Here is a 23,605-nt window from a genome sequence, read left to right on the forward strand (position 1 = left end):
GATCGTGTTCCTTGGCTGATCGGATGATTTAGGCGGAGACACTGCGAACGAAATCGATAAAGGCGCTATTGAACGGATCGGGGCTTTCCCACAGGCAGGCATGACCGCCTGGAACGGTCTTCCATTCCGCGCCGGGAATGGCTTCCTGCAGCTTCCTGGAAAGGCGGACCGGGATCAGGATGTCTTCTTCTCCGGCGAGCACCAGCGTCGGCACCTTGATCGCGCCGAGCCGGTCGGTTGCGTCGTGGTCCTGGATCACGGCGAGCTGCGCGAGATAGACGTCGGTGGTCTGGTCGAGAGCCGCCATGGCCGCGGCGAATTCGGCGGCGTCTTCGGGGCGCTCCTCGAAGAACGGGCCAGTGAACGCCCACAGCGCCACGTCGCGCATGACGAACGGAACGCTGATCGTTTTGGCGATGTCGGCCCACATCGCGAACATCGTCTGGCAGAAGGCGTCTGGCTTGCCATAGGTGCAGGCGAGCGTCAGCGATTTGACGTCGTCCGGATAGGCGATGGCGTATTCCTCGGAGATCATGCCCCCCATGGACACGCCCATGAGATGGAAGTCCTTGAAACCGAGGTGATCGACCAATGCCTTGGTGTCGGCCGCCATCTGCCTGGAGCTATAGGGTCCCTGCGGTCGGTCGCTCTTGCCGATGCCGCGATTGTCGAAGCGCAGCACGCGATAGCCGGCCTCGACCAATGCGGGGATTTGAAAGCCCCATGAGAGCAGATCGTCGGCGAGGCCATTAACGAGAACGATGGTCTCTCGGGCGGCCGCGTCGCCGTCGATCTCGTAATTGATCGTAATTCCGTTCACGTGGGCTGTGGGCAAGGCGGCCTCCTTGGCGCGGATGAGCGAGGGCGGGGAATGGCGGCGAGCAGGGTGCGCGTATAGTCGTGGCGCGGGCTGGTCATGACGGTCTCGGTGTCGCCCGTTTCGACGATCTCGCCGCGATACATGACGGCGATCTCGTCGCTCACATGCTCGACGACGCCGAGGTCGTGGCTGATGAAGACCGACGCGACGCCGAGGTCCTTTTGCAGGTCCATGAGCAGATTGAGGATCTGAGCCTGGACACTCATGTCGAGCGCACTCACGGGCTCATCAGCGATGATCAGTTCAGGCTCGCTGGCGAGGGCCGCCGCGATGCCGACGCGCTGGCGTTGACCGCCTGAGAGATGCGTCGGCAATCTCCCGGCGAGGGCAGGGTTGAGGCCGACGCGGTCGAAGAGGTCGAGAACCCGTCGCTCACGATCGGCCGGTGCGCCGATGCCGAAGCAATCGAGGGATTCGCGAACGCTGCGGCCGGCTGACCAGCGTGGATCGAGGCTGCCGAACGGATCCTGGAACACCGGCTGGACGCGGCGGCGGAAATCGGCGAGGGCGCGACCCGACAGCGCCTGCACCTCGACGCCGTCGAAGATCACGGCGCCGCTGTCCGGCCGCGTGAGGCCCAGGATGCAGCGGCCGAGCGTGCTTTTGCCGCTGCCGCTCTCGCCGACGAGCCCGAGCGTCCTGCCGCGCGCGACGGAGACCGAGACGTCGTTGAGGGCTGGCGGCGGCTTGCGGCCCCATGGCCTGCCGCTGGTGTAGCTCTTGCGCAGATGTTCGACCCGCAGCAGATCAGCCATTGGCAGCTCCGATGGCGGCACGCAGCAGTTCGGCCTCACGCAGGCTCTCGACGCTCCACTCCGCAGGAATGACTGGCAGGCGCGCGCCGCGCGGAGCACCGGCGGGGTTGGCGGCGAACAGCGCGCGCGTATAGGGATGGGCCGGGTTGGCGAACAGCGCCTCGGTCGTCGCGGTTTCGAGCAGCTTGCCGCCATACATCACGCCGACCCGGTCGCAGATCATCGAGACCACGCCAAGATCGTGGGTGATGAGCAGGACCGTGGTGCCGTGATCGCGCCGGAGCTTGTCGATGAGCTGCAGCACCTGCGCCTGGATGGTGACATCGAGCGCGGTGGTCGGCTCGTCGGCGACCAGCAATTGCGGATTGTTGGCGAGGGCGGCGGCAATGACGATGCGCTGGCGCTGACCACCCGAGAAGCGATGCGGCACGTCACCATAGCGGGCGGCGGCATCGGCAATGCCCACTTCGCCCATCAAGGCGATAGCGCGGGCCTTGGCCTGGCGGGCCGTAACCGGGTAATGGGCCCGGATCGTTTCGGCGATCTGGTCACCGACAGGCCAGGTTGGATCGAGGCTGGCGGTTGGATCCTGGAAGATCATCGAGACTTCATCGCCGCGCATCGAGCGGAGCGCTTCGTCATCGAGGCCGACCACCTCGCGATCATTGATCCTGATGCTACCGCTGACCGCAGCATTCGCAGGCAGGAGGTCCATCACCGCGTTCGCAAGCGTGCTCTTGCCGCTGCCGCTCTCGCCGACGATGCCGAAGATCTCGCCGCGATGGACTTGAAGCGAGACCCCATCGACGGCAGGCGCCGGCTGCGCGGCGCCGGCCGTGTTGAAACGAACCCCGACATTGTCCAGCGACAGTATCACGCTCATTCGCCCACCCCGCGGGGATCGAAGATCCGGCGCAGCCCCTCGCCGAGAAACGTGAAGCCCAGCACGGCAACGACGATCACGAGGCCGGGAAATATCTCGACCCACGGCGCCTGGATCAAAACCTCGCGCCCATCGGCCAGCATGCCGCCGAGCGACGGGGTCGGCGGCTGCGTGCCGAGCCCCAAGAAGCTGAGGCCGGCCTCGAGCTGCAGGGCGAAAGCGCTGAGCACCGATGCCTGGACGATGGCCGGGCCGAAGGCGTTCGGCGCGACATGGGTCACGAGTACCCGCAAGTGACTGGCGCCGCGGGCGCGGGAACCGGCAACATAATCGTTGCGCGCCACGATCAGCGTACTGGTGCGCATGACGCGGGCGAGGATCGGCAGGTAGATCACCGCGATGGCGAGCGCGGCAATGACACTACCCGGCCCGAGGATGGCGATGAAGGTCACCGCCAGCAACATGGCTGGGAACACCAGGATGAGATCGAGCGTGCGCGAGATGGTGCTGTCGACCCAGCGTCCGAAATAGCCGGCGAGGAGCCCAAGCGGCACCGCGAGGATGAGCGAGGCGAGAACCGCCGAAACCGATACCAGAAGGCTCGCGCGAAGGCCGTAGATGACCCGGCTCGCCACGTCGCGCCCCAATACGTCAGAGCCGAACGGATGCTGCAGATCCGGCGCACCGAGAACGCGATGGACGTCGACGGATTCGGGATCGTGTGGGGCGATCAGCGGCGCGGCGATCGCGACAAGAGCCAGCAACGCGAGGATCAGGCCGCCGAGCAGGATGAAGTGTCTCGGCGAGCGGCGCGGGGTGCCGACTTCAAGGCTTTTGGCCGGTAGGTTGGCCGTTGCGGTCATGTGCCGCCTCCATCCGCGACGCGCGGATCGAGCCAGGCAACGACGAGGTCGGTGATCAGCGAAACGACGATGAAGATCGTGGCGATGGCGAGAATTCCGACCTGCACGGTTGGATAGTTGCGTTGGTTGATGCCCGTGACCACGAGCCGGCCGACGCCGGGCAGGGCGAACATCGTCTCGATGATGATGGCGCCGCCGAGGAGCACGCCGACCTGGATACCGATCACGGTGACGATCGATGGCCCGGCATTGCGCAGCGCATGGCCGAAGATGATGCGCCGCGTGCCGATGCCCTTGGCGCGGAGAAAGGTGATGAACGGCCGGTTCATCACCGAACCGACGGCCCCCCGCGTGGTGCGAAGGATATAGGCGGCCTCGCCGGTGGCGAGCGTCAGCACCGGCAGCACCATGTAGCGCAGATTGCCGACCGGATCGGTGGCAAACGGCACGTAACCCGACGGCGGAAGGATCACCAGGGTGCCCGCGAAGATGAGCACCAGCATGATGCCGAGCCAGAAGTCGGGAACGCTGATGCCGAAAATCACGAAAGCTTCGGTCAGCCGCTTGATCCAGCGGCCGCCTGTCGCCGCCCGCACGCCAAGGGGCACGCCGACGAGCACTGCGAGCAGCATGGAAAGACCGGTGAGCTCGAAGGTGACTGGCAGGCGCTGCGCCAGCAATTGCGCGAGCGGGGCGTGGCTGACGATGTCCTTGCCGAGATCGCCGCGCAGCAGAGCGCCGGCCCAGCCGAGATATTGATCGAGAAGGCTCTGGTCGAGACCGAGCCGATGCCTCAGTTCCGCGACATTGGCATCGGTGGCGCGGAAGCCTAGCATCGTGCGCACCGGATCACCAGGCACCAGGCGGATGATGAGGAAGACCACGACGCTCATGACGAACAGCATGGGGATCGTGAGGAGCAGCCGCCGCAGGATAAACCCCAGTTGCCGGCTCATGGGGTTGCTCCGGGCTCAGACCCGTCATGCTCGGCCCGGTCGACCAGCTGGCGGATGAGATTTTCGGAGAGGGTGAAATGCTTGGCCGCGATCGCCGCCGCCGCGTCGCCGTTTCCTTCGGCAACTGCCGCAACCAGTTCGGTATGCTGGCCGATTGCTGTGCGCCGCGCTGCGTCGGTATAGGGTTCGGCGCCGAGATTGAGCGTGATCTTGGCGCGAAGATCCACCGACATCGCGACGAGAATCGGATTGTGCGTCGCCTCGGCGATCGCGAGATGCAGCGCCGAATCCGCGCGCCGAGACGCGTCGTGGTCAGGCGCGTCGAGATAGGCCTGCAGCGCCTTGGCCATGGCGGCGATATCGCCGTCGGTGCGCCGTATCGATGCCGTGCGGGCGATCATCGGCTCGACCAGCGTGCGCGCATCGAAGATGTGCTCAAACTCGCTCCATTTGGCGATGATTTGCCGCCGCACATGCTCGGCCGATTTCGGACCCCAATTGGCGAGGACGAAATAGCCGCCGTTGCGGCCCCGACGCACCTCGAGATAGCCGGTGTCCGTCAGCTGTTTCAGAGCCTCGCGCACCGAAGTGCGGGAGACCCCGAGCATGGCAGCGAGCTCACGCTCGGTGGGGAGTTGCTGGCCCGTGACATAGACACCGAGCGCCACCGCGGTCACCAGCCGATCGACGACGTCGTCGGCGACATGCCGCGTCACAATGGGCGCGCTCCAGTGCCGGGCACTGGCGTCGCCGGTTTCGATCGCTGCGGGCGGAACGATTGGCGTCTTCGCGGCCATGCTGCGCCCGCTCATTGCGCGTCCTCGCCCTTGAAGCGCATCAGGATGAACCGCGCGAGGGTCTTGGCTGCGTCGACGATGCTTTGAAGCTCCACCGATTCATCGATGCCGTGCATGTCATGCGCGACGGCGCCAAAGCAGATGGCGGGCTTGTCGAAATCGTTCAGATAAACCCGCGCATCGGTGGTGCTGCCGAGGCTGTAGACGGCAGGGGCTGCGCCATGGGCGGAGTAATGCGCGGCCGACAGATCGCGGACCAGTCTCGCCTCGCCGTCCAGCAGATAGCCCCGTGCCCGAAAGCCGGTGAGGCTCACCTGAGGCTGGATCGGGAAGTCGGCCTGCGCGGCGAAACGCGCAATCACCTCGCGAAGCGCCGCCTCCGCCTTGTCCGGCGTCCAGGCGCGCGGATAGCCGGCGCGGACGCTGAAGGTTGCATGGGAGGGAACCGTCGAGGTCCAGTCGCCGGCTTGCACCTTGCCGAGGTTGAGCGCGTAGGGGTTGAGATTGGTCGCCATGCTCGGTTCGGGCTCGGACCGGCCGAGATCCTCTGACCACGCGCGCAGCGCCTCGATCAGCCGAAGGCCCTTATCGATGGCGCTGCTATGCGCGCCCGCGTCGTGCGCATGGCCGGAAGGCGAGGCGATGGCTATGTCGAGCCACATCACGCCGACGCCGCCGACCAGTAAGCCGAGATCGGTCGGCTCCAGCAAGACGACTTCGGGCGCGAGGACGCCGTGTTCGCTGACAGAGCGCAGGGTGCCGTTGCCGGTGCACTCTTCCTCGACCACTGCAATGAAGCCGAGGCGCTTAGCGGCGAAGAGGTCAGGCGCGACGTCGAGAACGGCGCGAAGCGCCAGCAGGCCGACCGCGAATCCGCTTTTCATGTCGGCGGCGCCGCGACCATAGAGCCGGCCATCGCGGCGCATCGGCTCGAAGGGCGGATGTGTCCAGAGTTGCGGATTTTCGGCCGGAACGACGTCCATGTGTCCATTGAGCAGCAGCAGCAGGTCGCCATCGCCGGGCGTCCGCGCCACCACCTGGTAGCGGCCCGGTGTCACCTTCTCCACGCGCGGCGCGATGCCAGCGCGATCATCCATGAGAGGGCCGCTGGCGAAGGGGAGGCGCTCGACTTCCAAACCCAGCAGGGAAACCTCGCGGGCAAAGACTTCCATCGCCGACTGTTCTGAGCCGACGATACTGGGCTCACGCACCAGCCGCTCGAGGAAGGCAAAGGCGGCCTCGCTGTGGGTCTCTATGGCGCGATCGACGTCCAACTGCATCAGGACCACTTTTTTGGTTTATAGTTCAGACCCTATGCCAAACAGGACGCCTCGATCAAGCGATCTGCCAACGAAAATTGCATTCTTTCGGATGCCTAACTTATGGGCGGACCGAGATGCCAACAGCACACTCACCGCGGCAGCGAACGGCTGGACCCGACCTTGCCGGCAGGTGATGCGGCGATGGGACATCAGGGAGTGCTGCCGGAATGTCTGCGGATGGGCTAGAAGGGAATGAATCCCTCGCGGCGCAGTCCGCATGACCAAGAGCCATGGCCAGAGCCCCGTCCGACGGCAGCAAGCCCTACTACCAGATCGTGCGCGAGGTTCTCTCGGCCAATGTCGCGAATGGCAATCTGCCGATCGGGACACGGCTGCTGACGACCGCCGTAGCCGATCGCCTCGGCGTCAGCCGGCCGCCAGTGAAGCGGGCGCTGGAATTGCTCGCGGCGGATGGCGTCGTGACGGCGCTGAGCTCGCAGGGCTATGTCGTCGGCGCGGCGAGCGGTGAAACCAGCCCGGAGCGTACAAACCTGCATCGCCTGCAGCTCGACCTTCCGCCCGAGCTCGGCGACAATCTCGGGCAGGCGCGCTGGGAACGGATCTTCGAGGCCGTCGAGGCGGAGATCCTCAACAGCATTCCCTTCGGCACCTTCCAGATCTCCGAGTCGCTCATCGGCGAGCATTTCGATGTCAGCCGAACGGTGGTGCGGGATGTGCTTTCGCGTCTCGATGCGCGCGGACTGATCGTCAAGGATCGAACTTCGCACTGGATCGCGGGACCGCTGAGCGCGCGGATGCTCGACGACGCCCACGAAATTCGCCGCCTGATCGAACCGGGTGCGCTCGCCTCCGCAATGCCGCTGCTGGCCGAAGGTTTCCTGAGCGACGGGCGTTCCACGGTTGCCTCCGCGCTGTCGCGATCGGCGGCACTTTCTGTCGAAGAGGTGGACGCGATCGAGCTGGAGCTGCACGTCGACACGCTGGATGCGCTCCGTAACCGGCGCCTCGCCGGAGCCGTGCGGCTCCAGCAGGTGTCGCTTGTCATCAATAGGCTGTTCGCCACCTATATCGGCCTGCATGACGAGATCGAAATGCTCCGGGAGCACGCGCTCGTCTATGATCACATGCTGCTCGGCGATGCGGATGGGACCAGCGCCGCGATGCGGCATCACCTCGACGCCGACCATGCTCGCAGCCGCGCACGGCTGAAGGTGCTCTCGGTCTTCGATGCTGCCGAGATCGCTCCCTATCTCATCCGGATCCACTAGCACCGTTCCAGGAGTGCCGTTTGTCCAGCCCGCCCAAGCTCCGCGTCATCGGCCGCAGCGAGGTCCTGCCTCGTCCGGTCCTGGAGCAGGCCGCCGCCGATCTACCCTTCGATATCGAGTTCGAACTCATCGACAGCGTGAAGGGCCTCCAGCGCGTCGTCTCCAGTCCGGAGACCTTCGACGTCTATCACCAGTGGCATACGGTCGACCTGATCTGGACAGCACGTGCCGTCCAGGCAATCGACCTCTCCCGCATCGACCATGCCAATCTCATTCGCGGCCAGGCGCTCGGGCGGCAGGGTGATGGCCGCGCCATGGGCTCGGTGTTCAACCAGCTCTTCCTGCAGCCGTCAGGCGCGCTCGGCTCGGCGCCAACCGACCGGATCGTGATGCTGCCGCTGCTGCATGGCGTCGATGCCTTCGCCTATCTTCCCTCCGTCATCAGGGAGTTCGATGACGGCACGCCGAATAGCTGGGGTTGGCTGCTCGATCCCCGGCTTGCGGGGCGGGTGTCCATCATGAGCGATCCGGTGCTGGGCATGATCGAGGCGGCGCTTGCGGTCGAGGCGGCCGAGGGCATCCGCATTGCCGATGTCGGCAACCTCTCGGTTGAGGAAATCGACATCATCGTCGATATTCTGCTGCGCCGGAAGAAGCTCGGCCATTTCAAGACGATCTGGGGAAACTACCGCGAATGCGCCCGCTCGATGCAGCGCGGCGTCGTCCTACAGTCGATGTTCTCGCCGGCGCTCGCCATGCTTCGAAGCCAGGGCATCCCGGTCATCTCTGCCGTACCCCGCGAGGGCTATCGCGGCTGGCATGTCGATCTCTGCATCTCGTCGGCTGCCAAGGGCGGCCAGCTCGATGCCGCCTATGCCTATCTCAACTGGTGGATGAACGGGAAGGGCGGTGCGGTCACCACGCGGCAGGGCTACTATTTCGCCCAGCCCGAACTGGTCAGGCCACATCTCTCGGCTGCCGAGTGGGACTATTGGTATGCCGGCAAGCCGGCCGCGACGGCCCTCAGCGACCCGCTCGGCCAGCCCGCGATTGCGCCCGGCGAGATACGCGAGGGCGGCTCTTATTTCGAGCGGATGTCGCGTGTCCGCGTGTGGAATGCCTTCATGGACGAGCACACTTATCTCGTCCGGCGCTGGCGTGAATTTCTGGAAGCGTGAGGGCCGCGCCGGAGCGCGGCCCATTTGCTCAAGCCGCTGACCGGCGGGCGGTGGTCGCGTCGGCATCGACCTTGCCGGACACGATGACGACGCCATAGTCGCGTTCGGCGACATCGGCGGTGATAAGGTCCTCGAGAACATCCGTCAGCACCGATTCCGGGCTGCGTTCGAGCGGGTTGCCATAGCCGCCTCCGCTCGGCCCCTCCGAGATGAGGTGATCGCCGGCCCTGATCTTGTGATAGGGCACCTTGGAAACGAGGTCCTCGGCGCCGCCGGCCTTGTGGATCAGCTTCAGCGAAGCCTGGAAGCCGTCCTGCCCGCCGTCATAGCCCCACGGACGGTAGCGATGGCCGTCGCCCTCGACTGAGAAGGCGCCGTCGTCGAGGAAGGTGAACTCACGGATGGTGCCGATGCCGCCGCGGGTGCGCCCGGCGGCCATCGCATTGTGCCGAAGTTCGTAACGGTCGACGCGGATCGGCAGATGCGATTCGATGTCCTCGATCGGGTTGTTGCGCGTATTGGCGAACAACGTGTCGACGGCGTCCATTCCGTCCGACCCGAAGCGGCCGCCATAGCTCCCTTCCAGGATCTCCATGTGCACCCACTGGCTGCCTTCGCGCATGCCCGAAAAGGCGACGACGCGCAGATTGCCGATGCCGGCCGAGACCTGGCGCGGGACCGCCTGTGCCAGAGCTTTCATGACCGTGTCGGCAAGCGCATTGCCGGGGCAGAAACGCGCGATAACGGGGGCCGGGAAGATCGGGTTGGCGATCGTGCCGCGCGGGGCGACGATGGTGATCGGCCGCGTCAGCCCTTCGTTCTGCGGAATGTTGCCGTAGACGACGCTGTCGAGCAGGATCGAGCGCAGCGTCAGCCAGATCGAGATATCGACCGTTCCGACAAGCGGCATGTTGATCGGCTTGTCCGGCAGCTGCGGTGCCGTTCCCGTGAGGTCGACCGTGATGCTGTCGCCGCGGACCTTGAGCGTGACCGCGATCGGCAGGTCGCGACGCGACGGATCGGCATCGTCGAGAAAGCCGTCGATATGCGTCGTCGCCGCGTAGTCGCCATCGGGCAGCGCCGAGATCGCGTCGCGCATCAGCCGCTCGGAATAATCGAGCAGGTCCTCGAATGCATCCATCACGGTCTTCAGGCCATGATGGTTGACCAGCGCCAGGAAACGCTCGGCTCCGATCTGGGCGGTCTGCACCTGGGCTTCCATATCGCCGACGACCAGCGCCGACGCGCGGATATTGTCGCGGAGGATCGACCAGACGGCCTCGTTGCGCCGTCCGGCCTCGACAACCTTGATCGCCTTGAACTGCAGGCCCTCGGCAAAGGTGTCGACCGCGTCGACGATGCCGGTGCTGCCTGGCGTCAGGGCGCCGATGTCGAGATGATGCGCCGTGGTGACGGAAAAGCCGATCAGCGTGCCGTCCAGGAACACCGGCACCGCGAAGCCGACATCCGGGCCATGGCTGGCGCCGCCATAGGGATCGTTGTGCATGATGACGTCGCCGGGCTGCAGCGTCTCGCCGCGCGCCGCCATCTGCTTGAGGATGCCGCGGATATAGCCCGGTATGGGCCCGGACTGCAGCGGCGTGCTCATGCGGCATTCGCAGAGCTGACGGCCCGTGGCGTCGGTCAGCGCGGTACCGAAATCCTCGGATTCGCGAATGATGCTCGAATAGCTCATGCGCATGAGCTTGTGGCCCATCTCGACGGCGATGTTCTCGAGCGCGCCCTGGATCACGGCGCCTGTGACGGGATCGACGCGGGTCGGCGCCGCGGCGCGGCCGGCGGAAGTCTTGCTCAGCGTGTTTTCGCTCATCTCTCTCTCGCTCAGTTCGCCGCTTCGATCGTGATCAGGATGCTGCCGGAGGCGTCCACGACGGCGCGGGTGCCGGGCGGCATCACCGTGGTGGAATCCGTCTGCAGGATGATGGCCGGCCCTGTGAAGGCCTCGCCGACGGGTAGCGCCGCACGGCGATAGATCGGCGTCTCGAAGGTTTCGAGCCGGTCGCCGGCGCGGAAGACGGAGGGTGCCGTGCGGACGAGTGCCTCTGCGAGGCTGCCGCCCGCCGGCGCCGTCAGCTTGTCTAGCTTCGGCATGCGGCCGATGCCGCTGACCCGAAGATTGACGATCTCGATCGGACTCTGGCGGAAGGCATGGCCGTACTCGGACGCATGGGTGCGATGGAAGGCTTCGAACGTCTCGGTGAGCTTCTCGGCCGTGATTTCGCCCTCGGGGAAGGGGATCTTCAGCTCATATCCCTGACCGACATAGCGCAGGTCGCCGATCCGGCGGAACGAGACGTCGGCCTGGTCGATGTGATCGGCCGCGAACTGCGCCGACAGCTCGGCCTCCATGGCCGCGATATCGCTATTGAGCCGGCCGAGATCGACCGCACCGGAAACCTGGAACTGGGTTCGCGTCACATCATATTTGAGGTCGGTCGTGAGCAGGCCCATGGCCGAGGTGATGCCCGGATAGGGCGGCACGATGACCTCGCGGATGCCCAGCATCGCGGCAACCTCGACGCCGTGCAGCGGACCTGCGCCACCGAAGGCGACGAGCGCGAAGCCGCGCGGATCGATGCCCTTCTGGATCGTGCGGGAGCGGATGGCGTTCGCCATGTTCGCATTGATGATCGTCAGGATGCCGTGCGCTGTCTCCTCGACTGGCAGCCCCAGCCGTCCTGCGAGATCCGTCACCACGCGCCGCGATGCCGCTTCGTCCAGCGTCATGCCGCCGCCGAGGAAATCCTCTGCGATGAGGCGGCCGAGAACGAGGTTCGCGTCGGTGACGGTGGGCTCGGTTCCGCCGCGGCCATAGGCGGCAGGGCCCGGCACTGCACCAGCCGATTGCGGCCCGACGCGGAACGCGCCGCCGCGGTCGATATGGGCGATCGAGCCGCCGCCGGCGCCGATTGTGTGAATGTCGATCATCGGCGTCAGCAGCGGGAATCCCGCAATCGAAGTCGAGCGCGCATCCGTCTCCGCGAAGACGCCGTCGACGACGATGCCGATATCCGCGCTGGTGCCGCCGATGTCGAAGGTGATGAGTCGGCTGCGCCCGGTCAGGTCGCCGATCCACTTGCCGCCCAGCACGCCGGCCGCGAGGCCCGACAACAGCGTCAGCGTCGGCTTCTCGACCACCATCTTCGTGGTCGCGACGCCGCCATTCGACGCCATGATCCTCAGATCGCCGTTGATGCCGCTGTCGCGGAGCGCCGTGTCGAGGTGGTCGATATAGCGATCGACCTTGGGACCGATGAAGGCGGCGAGCGCGGCGGTGGTGAAGCGCTCGAATTCACGGAACTGAGGCGAGATGAAGGACGATGTCGTCACGAAGGCGCCGGGCATCACCTCCTCGACGATTGCCTTCGCCTCGAGCTCATGCGCCGGGTTGAGATAGGAAAACAGGAAACAGATCGCGACGGACTCGACGCCTTCTGCCTTCAGTTCGAGAGCGGCGCTGCGGACCGCGTCGCGATCCAGCGGCACGAGTACCTCGCCCGTCGGCGGCACGAGGCGGCCCGGGACGGTCTTGCGGTGCTGGCGCTTTACAAGGGGGCGATGCTGCCAGGGCAGCTCCTGGATGATCGAGTAGTGCTCGACGCGCTGATGCCGCCCGATATGGATGATGTCGCGGAAACCGTCATTGGTAATGAGGCCAGCCCGCGCGCCCTTGTTTTCGAGCACCGCATTGGTTGCGGTTGTCGTGCCGTGAAAGACATAGTCGATCGTCGCCGGATCGACGTCGTTCGCGGCGCAGAGTTCGCGGATGCCGGTCATCACGCCCCGAGAAGGATCGTCGGGCGTCGTCGAGACCTTGTGGATGGCGAGCGCGCCGCTGTCCATGTCACAATAGACCAGGTCCGTGAAGGTGCCGCCGACATCGACGCCGATTGTTCTCATCATGTTCTCCGAAGGCTATCCGCCCATCGATTTGGTACTATGGATTCATAGTCCATATTTTGTCGCCGACGTCCAGCACGAAGCGGTCTTGCCGGTTCACTTGGCTGTCCTCCTGCCTCCTGTCGTTCGCTCGGGGAGGCCAATGGTCAGTTGTTGTACATCTGCTGCCTGATTTGTCGGCGGCCTGCCAATGGTTGAACCATTTCGAAAGGATGGGCTGCTTGCGGGCGAGAATTGCGGTAGCTGAGCCAAACAGTCGTTGACGCGCACGGGAAAACAGGCTGTGAATAGTGAACTATGTATACCAACGGCAAAGCGGCACTTACCAAGAGGACGGGAGCAATGATGTCAGGGAACGCAATCAGGTTGGCCGGTGCGGCCTTGGCCGTCGGCCTCGCGATGGGGAGCGCTCATGCCGAGGACGCCCCGGCGAAGGCGGCCGCGGATATAGCGAAATATACGTCGATCCCCGGTTTCACCGCGGCGGGCGAGCCCTTCGACGCGAAGGCCTGCATGGCCGACAAGTCGATTCTCTCGATCCCCGGTTCGAGTTCCGTCCCGTTCCTGGCCACGATCAATGCCTCGATGGCGCGGATCGCCAAGGATGTCGGCTTCAAGTTCCAGATCTGGGAGAACCAGGGCCAGCCGACGCAGTGGGTGCAAGGCATCGAATATGGCGTCGCCAACAAGTTCAACCTGATCGATCTCTTGGCCGGCGCCGATCCGCGTTCGCTGGTTCCGCAGATCAAGGCCGCCCGCGATGCCAGCGTCACCGTCACGGCATCGCACGTTACCGGCTTCGAGCAGGATGTCCCGGGCGGCGTCTCCGCTGCGATCCCGATCGACTACAAGCAGGCGGGCAAGCTGCTGGCCGAATGGACGATCTCCAAGACCGGTGGCAAGACCAACGCCCTGGTGCTCGTCACCAACGAGGTCCTGTCGACCGACTCAATGGTCGCCGGCCTCAAGGAGGCCTTCGCCGATTGCCCTGATTGCACCTATAAGATCGTCAACGTCTCGATCCCCGATTGGGCCAGCAAGATCCAGCCGAACGTCCAGTCGGCCGTGATTGCTGATCCTGGCCTCAACTACGTGATCCCGATCTATGACAGCATGTCCCAGTTCGTGGTCCCGGCGCTGACGATCACCGGCGCGACGGATCGTGTGAAGGTCGCCACCTTCAACGGGACCCCATTCGTGCTCGACATGATCCGCAACGGGCAGGTCGAGATGGATGTCGGCGAGAACCTCGACTGGATCGCCTATGGTCTGCTCGATGCGCAGATGCGTCTGCTCTGCGGCCTCCCGGCCGTGAAGGACCCCAAGATCCCGCTCCTCATTTTCGACGCCAGCAATGCGGCGACCGCAGGTACGCCGGCGGAATCCTCCAAGGGCTACGGCGACGCCTATCTCGCGGGCTACAAGGCGCTGTGGAAGCTGTGACTTCAGGCTCTTCAGCGGGTACTGCGGGCGCGGGTGATACCGCGCCCGCGATCGCGCTTCGCATCGAGCGACTTTCGAAGCATTTCGGCGGCGCGCGGGCGCTTGCCGATGTCACGCTGGAGGTCCGGCGCGGCGAGGTCCATGGACTGCTGGGGCAGAACGGCTCGGGTAAGTCGACGCTGATCAAGGTGCTCGCCGGCATGCATGCGCCCGATCCAGGCGCGCGGCTGGTGGTGGCGGGGCGCGAGATCGATCTGCCGCTGCCGCCGGGAGAATTCCGCAGGATCGGCATCGCCTTCGTGCACCAGCATCTCGGCCTCGTTCCGTCGATGACGGTGCTTGAGAACCTCTTGGTCGGCGAGCATGCGACGCGTGCCAACTGGAAGATCGGCTGGCGCCGGAAGGCCGAGCGGGCGCTGGCCTTGTTCGCGCGGTTCGGACTGACGCTTGATCCGTTCGCGCCAGTCGAACGGCTGAGCTCGGTGCAGCGGGCGCTGTTCGCCATCGTGCGCGCCTTCGACCAGCTCGAGCAGACGCCCGAGGCTGCTGCCCGCATCCTGATCCTCGACGAACCGACGCCATTCCTGCCGGCCGGGGACGTCGAGAAGCTGTTCGCGCTGGTGCGCAACATCGTTTCGGAGGGGGCGAGCGTCATCTTCGTCTCGCACGACATCGACGAGGTCGCACAGATCACCGATCGGATCACCGTGCTCCGCGACGGCCGCGTCGCGGGTACCCTCGATACCGCAGGGGCAAGCAAGGCTGAGATCATCGAGCTCATCGTCGGGCGAACGGTCGACCTTGCGGGCATGCGCCCGCCACGGCGCGAACTCGGGCCCGAGGCAGTGCTGGTCAGCGGCCTTGAGGGACGCGGCGTCGCAGGCCTCACCTTTCGCGTGCGTGCCGGCGAAGTGGTTGGTGTTACCGGGCTGATCGGCTCGGGCTATGACGATGTCGTCGGAATGTGCTTCGGCGCAGTCCGCGCGGAGGCCGGCTTCCTGACATTGCACGGCGCTGAACAAGACCTGGCGCTGGCCAGCCCGCATCGATCTGTTGGCATGGGTATCGTGCTCATACCCGGAGATCGCCTCGCGGCGGGCATCGTTCCGACCCTTTCCATTACCGACAATGTTACGCTGCCCGTGCTCGATCGGTTCGGCGGCAATGTGATGCTGTCGCGGCGCGCCATGCGCAGCTTCGCGGCCGGACGCAATGAGGCCTTCGACGTGCGTCCGCGCAGTCCCGATACGCTGATGAGCGCGATGTCGGGAGGCAATCAGCAGAAAGTCGTGCTGGCGAAATGGTTTCAGATGAATCCGCGCCTGGTGCTGCTTGACGAGCCGACGCAGGGCGTCGATGTCGGTGCCCGCGCCCAGGTCTTCGCCGAGATCCGAACGATGGCGGGTGAGGGCGCCGCGATCATCTGCGCCTCCTCCGACCATGAGCAGCTCGCCGCCATCTGCGATCGCGTCCTTGTCCTTTCGCGAGGCCGGCTGGTCGCCGAGCTTGCCGGCGACGCCATCTCAAAATCCGCCATCGCCGAGAGTTGTTATCTCACGGCCGATGATCTCGACCGCACGACCGCCAAGGAAGCCCCCGCACCATGAGCGCCGACATCGCTGCCCAGGATGCCGCCCGCCGACAGATCTGGATCGATCGCGGCGAGCGCTATGGCCTTTTGATCGCATGGCTGATCGTGATCGCCGCATTTGGCCTCGCGAAGCCCGGAATCTTCCTGTCCTGGGCCAACTTCTCGACGATTTTCGGATCACAGGCCGTGCTTGTCGTCATGACCCTCGGCCTGATCATCCCGCTCACTGCAGGCGATTATGACCTGTCGATCGCCGGCAACCTGACACTGAGCTCGATGACGATCGCCGTGCTCAACGTCTATTTCGGCTGGCCCATCTTCGCCGCCGCGTTGATGGCGCTGGCGGTCGGGCTGGCGATCGGAGCCGTCAACGCGTTCCTCGTGCTTTTCTTTCGCATCAATTCCCTGATCGTGACGCTCGGCATGGGCACGTTCCTGCATGGCATCACGCTCTGGATATCGAATTCCAACACCATCAGCGGCATCGACTTCGCGATTGCGAATGTTGTCATCGTCACGCGGCTGTTCGGCATTCCGCTCGCGTTCTATTATGCGCTGCTGATCGCGGCGATCATCTGGTATGTCTTCACCTTCACGGCCGCCGGCCAGCGGCTGCTCTTCGTCGGACGCGGCCGCGAGGTCGCGCGCCTGTCAGGGATCCGCGTTGATCAGGTTCGGGCGGCGACCTTCCTCGTCTCCGGTCTCCTGGGTGGGTTTGCCGGGATCCTATCCGTTGGCTCGCTGGGAGCGGCGGATCCGAACTCCGGCCTTAGTTACCTGCTGCCCGCCTTTGCTGCCGCTTTTCTCGGCGCGACGACGATCACGCCCGGCCGCTTCAACCCGATCGGGTCAGTCATCGCGGTCTATTTCCTCGTCACCGGCATCACGGGACTGTCGATCCTTGGGATCAGCACCTTCGTGCAGGATCTCTTTTATGGCGGCGCGCTCGTGATCGCCGTCTGTCTCTCGCAATTGGTTCGAGGCCGGCAGGAGCGGCTGTCATGACGCGCATTCACATCGACCCGGCCCGCGTCGAGGCCATGATCATGGAAATGGGCGCCATCGGCGCTCACAGCGGCACCGGCGTCTGGCGCACCGTCTATTCACCCGAATGGGTGGCGGCGAATGATCTCTTTGCCCGCTGGAGCAGCGAGGCCGGCCTTTCGGTCAGTCGCGACGCCGTCGGCAATGTCTCGGCGAAGCTGGCCGGGACGGAAGGCGGCAAGTCGATCGTCTCGGGCTCCCATATCGATACCCAGACGCCTGGCGGGCGCTATGACGGAACACTGGGCGCACTGAGCGCCTTGATCGCGCTCGGCTCCCTTTCCGATCAGTTCGGCCCGCCGAAGCGGACGCTTGAGGCGCTGTCGCTCTGCGAGGAAGAGGGAAGCCGCTTTCCTGGTGCCAATTTCTGGGGCTCGCGCGCCATCACGGGCGCGATCGCGCCGGGCGACGCCGAGGCGATGAAGGGCTATTCCGGAGAAACCATGGCGGAGGCCATGCGGGCGATCGGTCTCATTCCCGCGGCGATCCCCTCGGCCCGCCGCGATGACATCGACAGCTTCGTCGAGCTTCACATCGAGCAGGGCCCGATCCTCGAACATGCCGACCTGCCGGTCGCGATCGTCGATGCGATCACGGGTCTGCGTCACTATCATGTGACGCTGACGGGCGAGCAGAACCACGCCGGCGCCTTTCCGATGGACCTCCGGCGCGATCCGATGGCGGGCTTCGCCGAGATCGCGAGCGGCGTCATCAATACGGCGCACCGGATGGGACGGCCGGCGGTCACCACGATCGGTCGCATCGCCGCCGATCCGAACGGCGCCGCCGTCGTGCCGAGCTCCGTGAGCTTTACGGTCGATGCGCGCCATCCCGATCCGCAGAGGCGTCTGGAGCTCTATGCATTGCACGAGGCGCTGATGCGCGAGGTGGCGTCGCGACGCGGCCTCACGATCACATGGGAGATAGGCATCGAGAAGGTGCCGTGCCTCAGCGATCCGGCGCTCGTCGCCACCTTCCGCGAGGCGGCCGCTGCGCAGGGCGTCCCCACCCTGACGATGGCCAGCGGAGCCGGACACGACACGCAGCAGATGGCGAAGATCGCCCGCACCGTGATGATCTTCGTGCGCTCCAAGGACGGACGCAGCCACACGCCCGAGGAGTTCTCGTCGATCCCGGACATCGTAGCCGGCATCGAAGTCCTCGCGGCCGGACTGTATCGGCTCGCTTACTAGCGACACCTCCCGGCGAAGGCAGAACCGAAGACGGGGCCGCTGTTCAAGAGCGGCCCCGCCGACTCCGTCTCGGTATTCAGGCTGTGGCCGCCCGCTTTGAGATGGCGAGTGCAGACGCAAAGTCGCGGTATGAATGCAGCGGACGGCCGAGCATGCCGGTCAAACGGTCGACGTCGCCGGCATCCGGGATCATCCCGTCGCTGACATAGCGCTCGGCCATCAAACGCATTTCGTAGGCCTGCCATTTCGGCAGGAAGCCGGCCGCATTCTGCTCGAAAGCGCTCGGGTCGTCGCCGCCATAGACGATCGGGCGTCCAAGGACATCCGACCAGATGGCGGCGATCTCGGATCCAGTCAGCGTGTCGGGCCCCACGAGGTTGATGGTCTCGACCGGCAGCTTGCTGGGTGCTGCGACACGGCGCACGAGTTCGATCGCCGCGACTTCTGCGATGTCGCGCGCATCGACCATGGCGATGCCCTTGCTACCGACCGGAATGGGGTAGACCCCATGGTCGAAGATGACGTCCTTGATCATATGCTCGTTGTCGATGAAGTAGGACGCGCGCAGGAATGTGGCGCTGAAACCCATCTGTTCGATCATCTGCTCGGCGCCAAACTTCACGGCGAAATGCGGGACGTTGAGGAAGTGATCGGCGTGGAGGACCGACAGGTAGACGACACGATCGACGCCCGCCTCGCGTGCGATGTTGAGTGGGATGAGCGCCTGGGTGAATTCGTCGCCGGTGACCGCGTTCAGCAGAAAGAGCGCGTCAACGCCGTTGAAGGCAGCGCGCAGCGCATCGAGATCAAGCGGGTCACCCTGCGCGACTTCCACGCTGTCGGGAAAGTCAGCCTTGGCGGGATCGCGGGTCAGCACGCGCACGGCGACATCGCGCTTGACGAGCTGGTCGACAACATGGCGTCCAACGCGGCCGGTCGCGCCGATAACGAGAATGGTCATGGTGTTTCTCCTGAGGTGTCGTGATTGACGCCTTGGAAATTAGTGATCCACAGACGTGCCAATAGCCGCTATTATTGGACGTACCGTCTCTCTGGTGGAACACATGGATCTTCTCGCCCTCGCTGACTTCAATCTCGTTGCCAGGCACGGTGGGTTTGGACGGGCGGCGCGTGCCGCCGGACGCCCCAAAGCGACGCTGTCGCGGCGGGTCGCTGAACTGGAGGCCGCATTGGGCCTCCGCCTGTTCGAGCGCGGCGCACGCGATCTGAAGCTTACGGAGGAGGGACGGGCGCTCCATGAACGGACGGGACTGCTGCTGACCGAACTCAGCGAGACTGCGGCGGCGATAGCGGCGGGTGGCGACGCACCGCGAGGCCGGCTGCGGATCAGCGCTCCGCTGCTCTTCTCACAGACTGCGATGGGAAAGCTCGCCGCAGGCTTCGCGCTGGCGCATCCCGCGGTGCGGCTCGAAATCACGGCGGACGACCGCGAGGTCGATATGATCGAGGAGGGCTATGACTTGGTGATCCGGGTCAATCCGCGGGTCGACGAGAGCCTGGTTGGCCGGCCATTCCTGCACGATCGGCTTGTGGTCGTCGCGGCACCCGCGTTTTCCCGGCCCACAGACGGAGCGGCTGTTCGGGCCGTCGTGCGTGGATCGGCCGATCCGCAGGGTGGCTGGAACGTGACAACGGCCAATGGCCGGTCGACGATCGCGATCGATCCGGTCCTGTCGCTCTCCTCGCTCATGATGGTGCGCGACGCAGTTAGGCAAGGGGTCGGCGCCGCCCGCCTGCCGCTTTCGCTGGTGAGTCATGACCTTCGTGGCGGGCGGCTGATGCACTGGGCTGATATAGACGGACCCGAGACCACCTTGTGGACGCTGTATCCATCGCGCCGGCTCCTGAGCGCGCGGGTTTCAGCATTTCTAGCCTACCTGAAGACCGCATTCCCCCTTGGTGCACCCGACGAGTTGGCAGCATTCATCGACTGATCCGGGGCCGTTCCGTCGCAAGGTCGTAGTTCCGACACGCAGCGTTTGCAGGGCTGCACTCGTCGCGTCGCGGCAGCGCCCATCGCCACTTCGAAATGGATCGATGCTTGGCAGACGAGGGGCCTGCTGATGTGATCTAAATCACCTTCTACAAGCTTGCGCGCCGTCGGGCGGCTCGGCTACATTGAGGACGCGTCGCCTCTGCTATTCTATGGCAATCTTGCTTCATGATCTCACCGATCGTATTGGTGAGATGCGACTTCACCTTGTCGGAAGTACGATCATTACATGAGCCGCGTTTTGTAGCGACGCAATCGAGAGTTGCTGTTGTTATCTGTTTTGGTAATAAATCGATATGATGATCTATATCGGCACAAATTGAGACTTTGGGGCAGCGTTATTCCTGATTTGCACAGGTTTGGGTCTCCTGTGCAGCATATTTTGGAGGCATTATGCTGCACGAGCAGAGCAATTTATCGACCTCAACCGCGGCTCGTCCGCAAGGTTTGGCGCGACATCGCGCGTCCCTGATCGTCGTCAGCGATGTTCGGATCGTTCGCGATGGCATTGCCAAGGCGCTCGGCGGCGATGGCCGCTTGCAATTGTTCGGCGCCGTCGCGCCTGAGAACGCGGTCCGCGTTGCGTCGCGGCTCGTTCCCGATGTGGTGCTGCTCGACATCAGAACGCCGGGCGCGCTCGAGACGGCGCGGACGTTGCGCGGCTCGCGCCATGGCTTGGAGATCGTCGCAATCGGGGTCGCAGGCTCCGATGCAATGCTGCTCGCCTGCGCGCAGGCGGGCATTTCGGGCTTCATCGCACCGGAGGCCTCGACCGATGCCGTGGTGGCGGCAATCGAGAGCGCGTTGCGCGGCGAGCTCGTCTGCACGCCGCGCCTAGCCGGCATGCTGTTGAACCGCATCGGCGCTCTTGCAGCCGCGCCAGCGCAAAACTGGGAAACGGATCAGTTGACGCCGCGCGAGCATGGCATCGCGGTGCTGATCGGCGAGGGGCTGTCGAACAAACAGATCGCCCTCGCGCTCGGCATCCAGAACGCCACGGTCAAAAACCATGTCCACAACATCCTGAGCAAGATGCGGCTGAGCCGTCGCAGCCAGGTCAGCGGCCGGCTGCGCACGATCGCGGCGGGCGATCCTGAAGGGTTCCATCCCTTCGGGCCGACTATCCATTCGGCTGCGAGCCAAGTCAGTTACGCTCAGCCGTAAGGCGGAGGTTTCAAGACGTCGCCTTGATAAGGGCGGTCTAGATCCTTCGATCCACCTTCCGTGTCGTCCAGGCCATCGGCAGCTCTGCCGATGGCCGCTGATCAGCACCTTTCCGGCCATTGCTGGCTGCGCCGCGCCAATCGCTCACCGCCGATGTCGCCGAGCGTGATCCAGATCCCTTCCGTGTCGAGACTGGGCCTTTTGGCTCATTCGCTCGCTGGCGAACGGTGACAGAGTTTCCGCCGACGGAATTCCCGCCGACCCGCGCCTGGCACGGCGATAGGCATGGCTGCCTCGGCGGTCGGTGGCGAGGGAAGAAGAGGAGTCGACATGCCCGTAGCCCTTCTCCACCCCGGCGTTTACATCGAGGAAGTGCCGAGCGGCGTTCGCACCATCACCGGTGTGGCAACCTCGATCACCCTGTTCATCGGCTGGTCCAGTCGCGGCCCGACGGACAGGGCGCTGCGGCTCACCAGCTTCGCCGATTTCGAGCGTCTCTATGGAGGCCTCAATGCCGACGAGAACGCGTTTCTCGGATATGGCGTCCGGCAATTCTACCAGAATGGCGGCTCGGACGCTTATGTCCTGCGCATCGCCGCCGACGACGCGGATACGGCGACGGCGACTCTCGGTGACCTGACGGTTTCGGCGAGTTCGCCCGGAGGCTGGGCAGGCGATTTCAGCGTTCGTATCGCCTTCCGGCCGGCGCCTGACGACGCGCGCTTCACCCTCGATGTCATCCAGCCCGGGGCGAACAATGCCGTGCTGGAGAGCTTCGCCAACCTGTCGTTCGATCCGGCAGATGACCGCTTCGCGCCGAACGTCATCAACGGCCGCTCCGCGTTTATCGATGATCTCGTGTTCGCGACCGATCCCCCGGCGGCGCCGACGGCCGGGACCGAAGCGCTCGCCGGCGGAGATGACGGCACGGTGCTGGCGCCCGATGACGCCGATTTCACGACGCCGCTCGCCGCGGCTTTCGCGATCGGTGGCATCGCGGATCGCATCGATCTGTTCAACATCATCTGCGTTCCCGGCCTTACCGACGTCGATGCCATCGGTGCCTTGCAGACGAACGCACGCGAGCGCCGCGCCTTCCTCGTGGTCGATTGCTCGCCCGATGCCGTAGTGGGCGATGTCGGCGACCTCGCGCCGACGATCACAGGCGCGGATGCCCGCAACTCGGCCTATTTCTTCCCCTGGGTTCGCGCGGCCGATCCGCTGCGGGCGAACGCCGTGCGAGCGTTTCCGCCGAGCGGCTATGTCGCCGGTGTCATGGCGCGCACGGACGCGACCCGTGGTGTCTGGAAGGCGCCAGCCGGCACCGAAGCCAGCCTCAACGGGGCGCTCGGCCTCGCCATTACCATGAGCGATGCCGAAAACGGCCAGCTCAACCCGCGTGGCGTCAATTGCCTGCGGACCATGCCCGTCTACGGCAACATCGTCTGGGGCTCGCGCACCTTGCATGGTGACGACCAGCGCGGATCGGAATGGAAATATGTGCCGGTGCGGCGCATGGCGCTGTTCCTGGAGGAGAGCCTGTTTCGCGGCACGCAATGGGTCGTGTTCGAGCCCAACGACGAGCCGCTCTGGGCGCAGATCCGCCTGAACATCGGCGCCTTCATGCAGGGCCTGTTCCGCCAGGGCGCCTTCCAGGGTGCGACGCCGCGCCAGGCCTATTTCGTCAAATGCGACCGCGAGACGACGACGCAGGCCGACATCAATCTCGGCATCGTCAACATTCACGTCGGCTTCGCGCCGCTGAAGCCAGCCGAGTTCGTCGTGCTGCGCATTCAACAGATCGCCGGCGACATCGCCACGTAAGTTGCGGAAAGGAAAGACATAATGGCACAGTTTTCCGTCAATCCGCAGCGCTTCGACCCCTACAAGAACTTCAAGTTCAGGGTGAAATGGGACGGCCGCTTCGTCGCGGGCGTCAGCAAGGTGTCGGCGATGAAGCGCAGCACCGAAGTGGTTGAGCACCGCGAGGGCGGCGATCCTTCGACATCGCGCAAGTCGCCGGGCCGCACCAAATACGAAGCGATCACGCTGGAGCGCGGCGTCACGCACGACCTCGAATTCGAACGCTGGGCCAACAAGATCTGGAACTATGGTTCGGGGCTCGGCGCGGAGGTGTCGCTGCAGGACTTCCGCAAGGATCTCATCCTCGAAGTCTACAACGAGGCCGGACAGCTGGTGCTGGCCTACAAGATCTGGCGCTGCTGGGTATCGGAATACCAGGCGCTGCCAGACCTCGATGCCAACGCCAATGCCGTCGCCATCCAGACGCTCAAGCTGGAGAACGAAGGCTGGGAGCGCGATCTCGATGTGGTGGAGCCTTCGGAGCCGCGCTTCACCGAGCCGGCTTGATA

At 64.9% G+C, this 23,605-nt stretch carries 20 protein-coding genes; 10 read left to right on the forward strand and 10 right to left on the reverse strand.

Annotation, left to right across the window (positions count from 1 at the left end; genetic code table 11):
- Positions 1-28: 28 nt before the first annotated feature.
- Genes LB518_RS04985 through LB518_RS05015 form a run of 7 tightly spaced genes read right to left on the reverse strand, consistent with a single transcriptional unit; the run spans position 29 to position 6,414 of the window.
- On the reverse strand, positions 29-835 hold the full coding sequence (locus LB518_RS04985) for an alpha/beta fold hydrolase (RefSeq protein WP_224573738.1): 807 nt from the start codon (positions 833-835) through the stop codon (positions 29-31).
- Complete coding sequence (locus LB518_RS04990; protein WP_224573740.1) at positions 817-1,635, reverse strand: ATP-binding cassette domain-containing protein; 819 nt, start codon at positions 1,633-1,635, stop codon at positions 817-819. The genes LB518_RS04985 and LB518_RS04990 overlap by 19 nt, the downstream gene beginning before the upstream one ends.
- Complete coding sequence (locus tag LB518_RS04995) at positions 1,628-2,518, reverse strand: ABC transporter ATP-binding protein (RefSeq protein WP_224573742.1); 891 nt, start codon at positions 2,516-2,518, stop codon at positions 1,628-1,630. Before LB518_RS04995 ends, LB518_RS04990 begins: the two co-directional genes overlap by 8 nt.
- Complete coding sequence (locus LB518_RS05000) at positions 2,515-3,381, reverse strand: ABC transporter permease (RefSeq protein ID WP_224573744.1); 867 nt, start codon at positions 3,379-3,381, stop codon at positions 2,515-2,517. Before LB518_RS05000 ends, LB518_RS04995 begins: the two co-directional genes overlap by 4 nt.
- Complete coding sequence (locus LB518_RS05005; protein WP_224573746.1) at positions 3,378-4,337, reverse strand: ABC transporter permease; 960 nt, start codon at positions 4,335-4,337, stop codon at positions 3,378-3,380. Before LB518_RS05005 ends, LB518_RS05000 begins: the two co-directional genes overlap by 4 nt.
- A complete protein-coding gene (locus LB518_RS05010) occupies positions 4,334-5,149 on the reverse strand; it encodes a FadR/GntR family transcriptional regulator (protein WP_224573748.1) in 816 nt (271 codons plus the stop codon). The genes LB518_RS05005 and LB518_RS05010 overlap by 4 nt, the downstream gene beginning before the upstream one ends.
- The gene (locus LB518_RS05015; RefSeq protein WP_224573750.1) at positions 5,146-6,414 is read right to left on the reverse strand and encodes a M20/M25/M40 family metallo-hydrolase; all 1,269 of its coding nucleotides are present in this window, start codon (positions 6,412-6,414) and stop codon (positions 5,146-5,148) included. The genes LB518_RS05010 and LB518_RS05015 overlap by 4 nt, the downstream gene beginning before the upstream one ends.
- Positions 6,415-6,686: 272 nt before the next feature.
- Here LB518_RS05015 and LB518_RS05020 point away from each other — a divergent pair, with 272 nt between their 5' ends.
- Together LB518_RS05020 and LB518_RS05025 are read left to right on the forward strand one after the other, a co-directional pair.
- Complete coding sequence (locus LB518_RS05020; RefSeq protein ID WP_224573752.1) at positions 6,687-7,685, forward strand: GntR family transcriptional regulator; 999 nt, start codon at positions 6,687-6,689, stop codon at positions 7,683-7,685.
- Between the two features lie 20 nt (positions 7,686-7,705).
- Entirely contained in the window at positions 7,706-8,863 is a 1,158-nt protein-coding gene (locus LB518_RS05025) for an ABC transporter substrate-binding protein (protein ID WP_224573754.1), read from the forward strand.
- Between the two features lie 28 nt (positions 8,864-8,891).
- Here LB518_RS05025 and LB518_RS05030 read toward each other — a convergent pair whose 3' ends face one another.
- On the reverse strand, positions 8,892-10,694 hold the full coding sequence (locus LB518_RS05030; protein WP_224573756.1) for a hydantoinase B/oxoprolinase family protein: 1,803 nt from the start codon (positions 10,692-10,694) through the stop codon (positions 8,892-8,894).
- 11 nt (positions 10,695-10,705) lie between these two features.
- On the reverse strand, positions 10,706-12,784 hold the full coding sequence (locus LB518_RS05035; protein WP_224573759.1) for a hydantoinase/oxoprolinase family protein: 2,079 nt from the start codon (positions 12,782-12,784) through the stop codon (positions 10,706-10,708).
- Positions 12,785-13,129: 345 nt separating this feature from the next.
- Here LB518_RS05035 and LB518_RS05040 point away from each other — a divergent pair, with 345 nt between their 5' ends.
- The 4 genes from LB518_RS05040 to LB518_RS05055 are packed head-to-tail and all read left to right on the forward strand — an operon-like array spanning position 13,130 to position 18,055.
- Positions 13,130-14,227, forward strand: a complete 1,098-nt coding sequence (locus LB518_RS05040; RefSeq protein ID WP_224573761.1) for a sugar ABC transporter substrate-binding protein — start codon at positions 13,130-13,132, stop codon at positions 14,225-14,227.
- Positions 14,224-15,834, forward strand: a complete 1,611-nt coding sequence (locus LB518_RS24815) for a sugar ABC transporter ATP-binding protein (protein ID WP_224573763.1) — start codon at positions 14,224-14,226, stop codon at positions 15,832-15,834. Before LB518_RS05040 ends, LB518_RS24815 begins: the two co-directional genes overlap by 4 nt.
- Complete coding sequence (locus LB518_RS05050; RefSeq protein WP_224573765.1) at positions 15,831-16,823, forward strand: ABC transporter permease; 993 nt, start codon at positions 15,831-15,833, stop codon at positions 16,821-16,823. The genes LB518_RS24815 and LB518_RS05050 overlap by 4 nt, the downstream gene beginning before the upstream one ends.
- Entirely contained in the window at positions 16,820-18,055 is a 1,236-nt protein-coding gene (locus tag LB518_RS05055; RefSeq protein ID WP_224573767.1) for a Zn-dependent hydrolase, read from the forward strand. Before LB518_RS05050 ends, LB518_RS05055 begins: the two co-directional genes overlap by 4 nt.
- 76 nt (positions 18,056-18,131) lie before the next feature.
- Here the strand turns inward: LB518_RS05055 and LB518_RS05060 are convergent, their stop codons facing one another.
- Positions 18,132-19,016 carry an SDR family oxidoreductase gene (locus tag LB518_RS05060; protein WP_224573770.1) on the reverse strand — a complete coding sequence of 295 codons (885 nt, stop codon included), beginning with the start codon at positions 19,014-19,016 and terminating at the stop codon, positions 18,132-18,134.
- 103 nt (positions 19,017-19,119) lie between these two features.
- On the opposite strand from LB518_RS05060, the gene LB518_RS05065 reads away from it, so the two are divergent.
- The 4 genes from LB518_RS05065 to LB518_RS05080 all read left to right on the forward strand — a co-directional run bounded on the left by LB518_RS05065 (position 19,120) and on the right by LB518_RS05080 (position 23,603).
- Positions 19,120-20,010, forward strand: a complete 891-nt coding sequence (locus LB518_RS05065; RefSeq protein ID WP_224573773.1) for a LysR family transcriptional regulator — start codon at positions 19,120-19,122, stop codon at positions 20,008-20,010.
- Between the two features lie 452 nt (positions 20,011-20,462).
- Entirely contained in the window at positions 20,463-21,233 is a 771-nt protein-coding gene (locus tag LB518_RS05070) for a LuxR C-terminal-related transcriptional regulator (RefSeq protein ID WP_224573775.1), read from the forward strand.
- 330 nt (positions 21,234-21,563) lie between these two features.
- Complete coding sequence (locus LB518_RS05075; protein WP_224573777.1) at positions 21,564-23,057, forward strand: phage tail sheath family protein; 1,494 nt, start codon at positions 21,564-21,566, stop codon at positions 23,055-23,057.
- Between the two features lie 21 nt (positions 23,058-23,078).
- The gene (locus LB518_RS05080; protein WP_224573779.1) at positions 23,079-23,603 is read left to right on the forward strand and encodes a phage tail protein; all 525 of its coding nucleotides are present in this window, start codon (positions 23,079-23,081) and stop codon (positions 23,601-23,603) included.
- The last annotated feature ends 2 nt before the right edge of the window (positions 23,604-23,605 follow it).

The sequence above is a fragment of the Mesorhizobium sp. BR1-1-16 genome, assembly GCF_020165495.1.
In the GTDB taxonomy this organism is placed as follows: Bacteria; Pseudomonadota; Alphaproteobacteria; order Rhizobiales; family Kaistiaceae; genus Kaistia.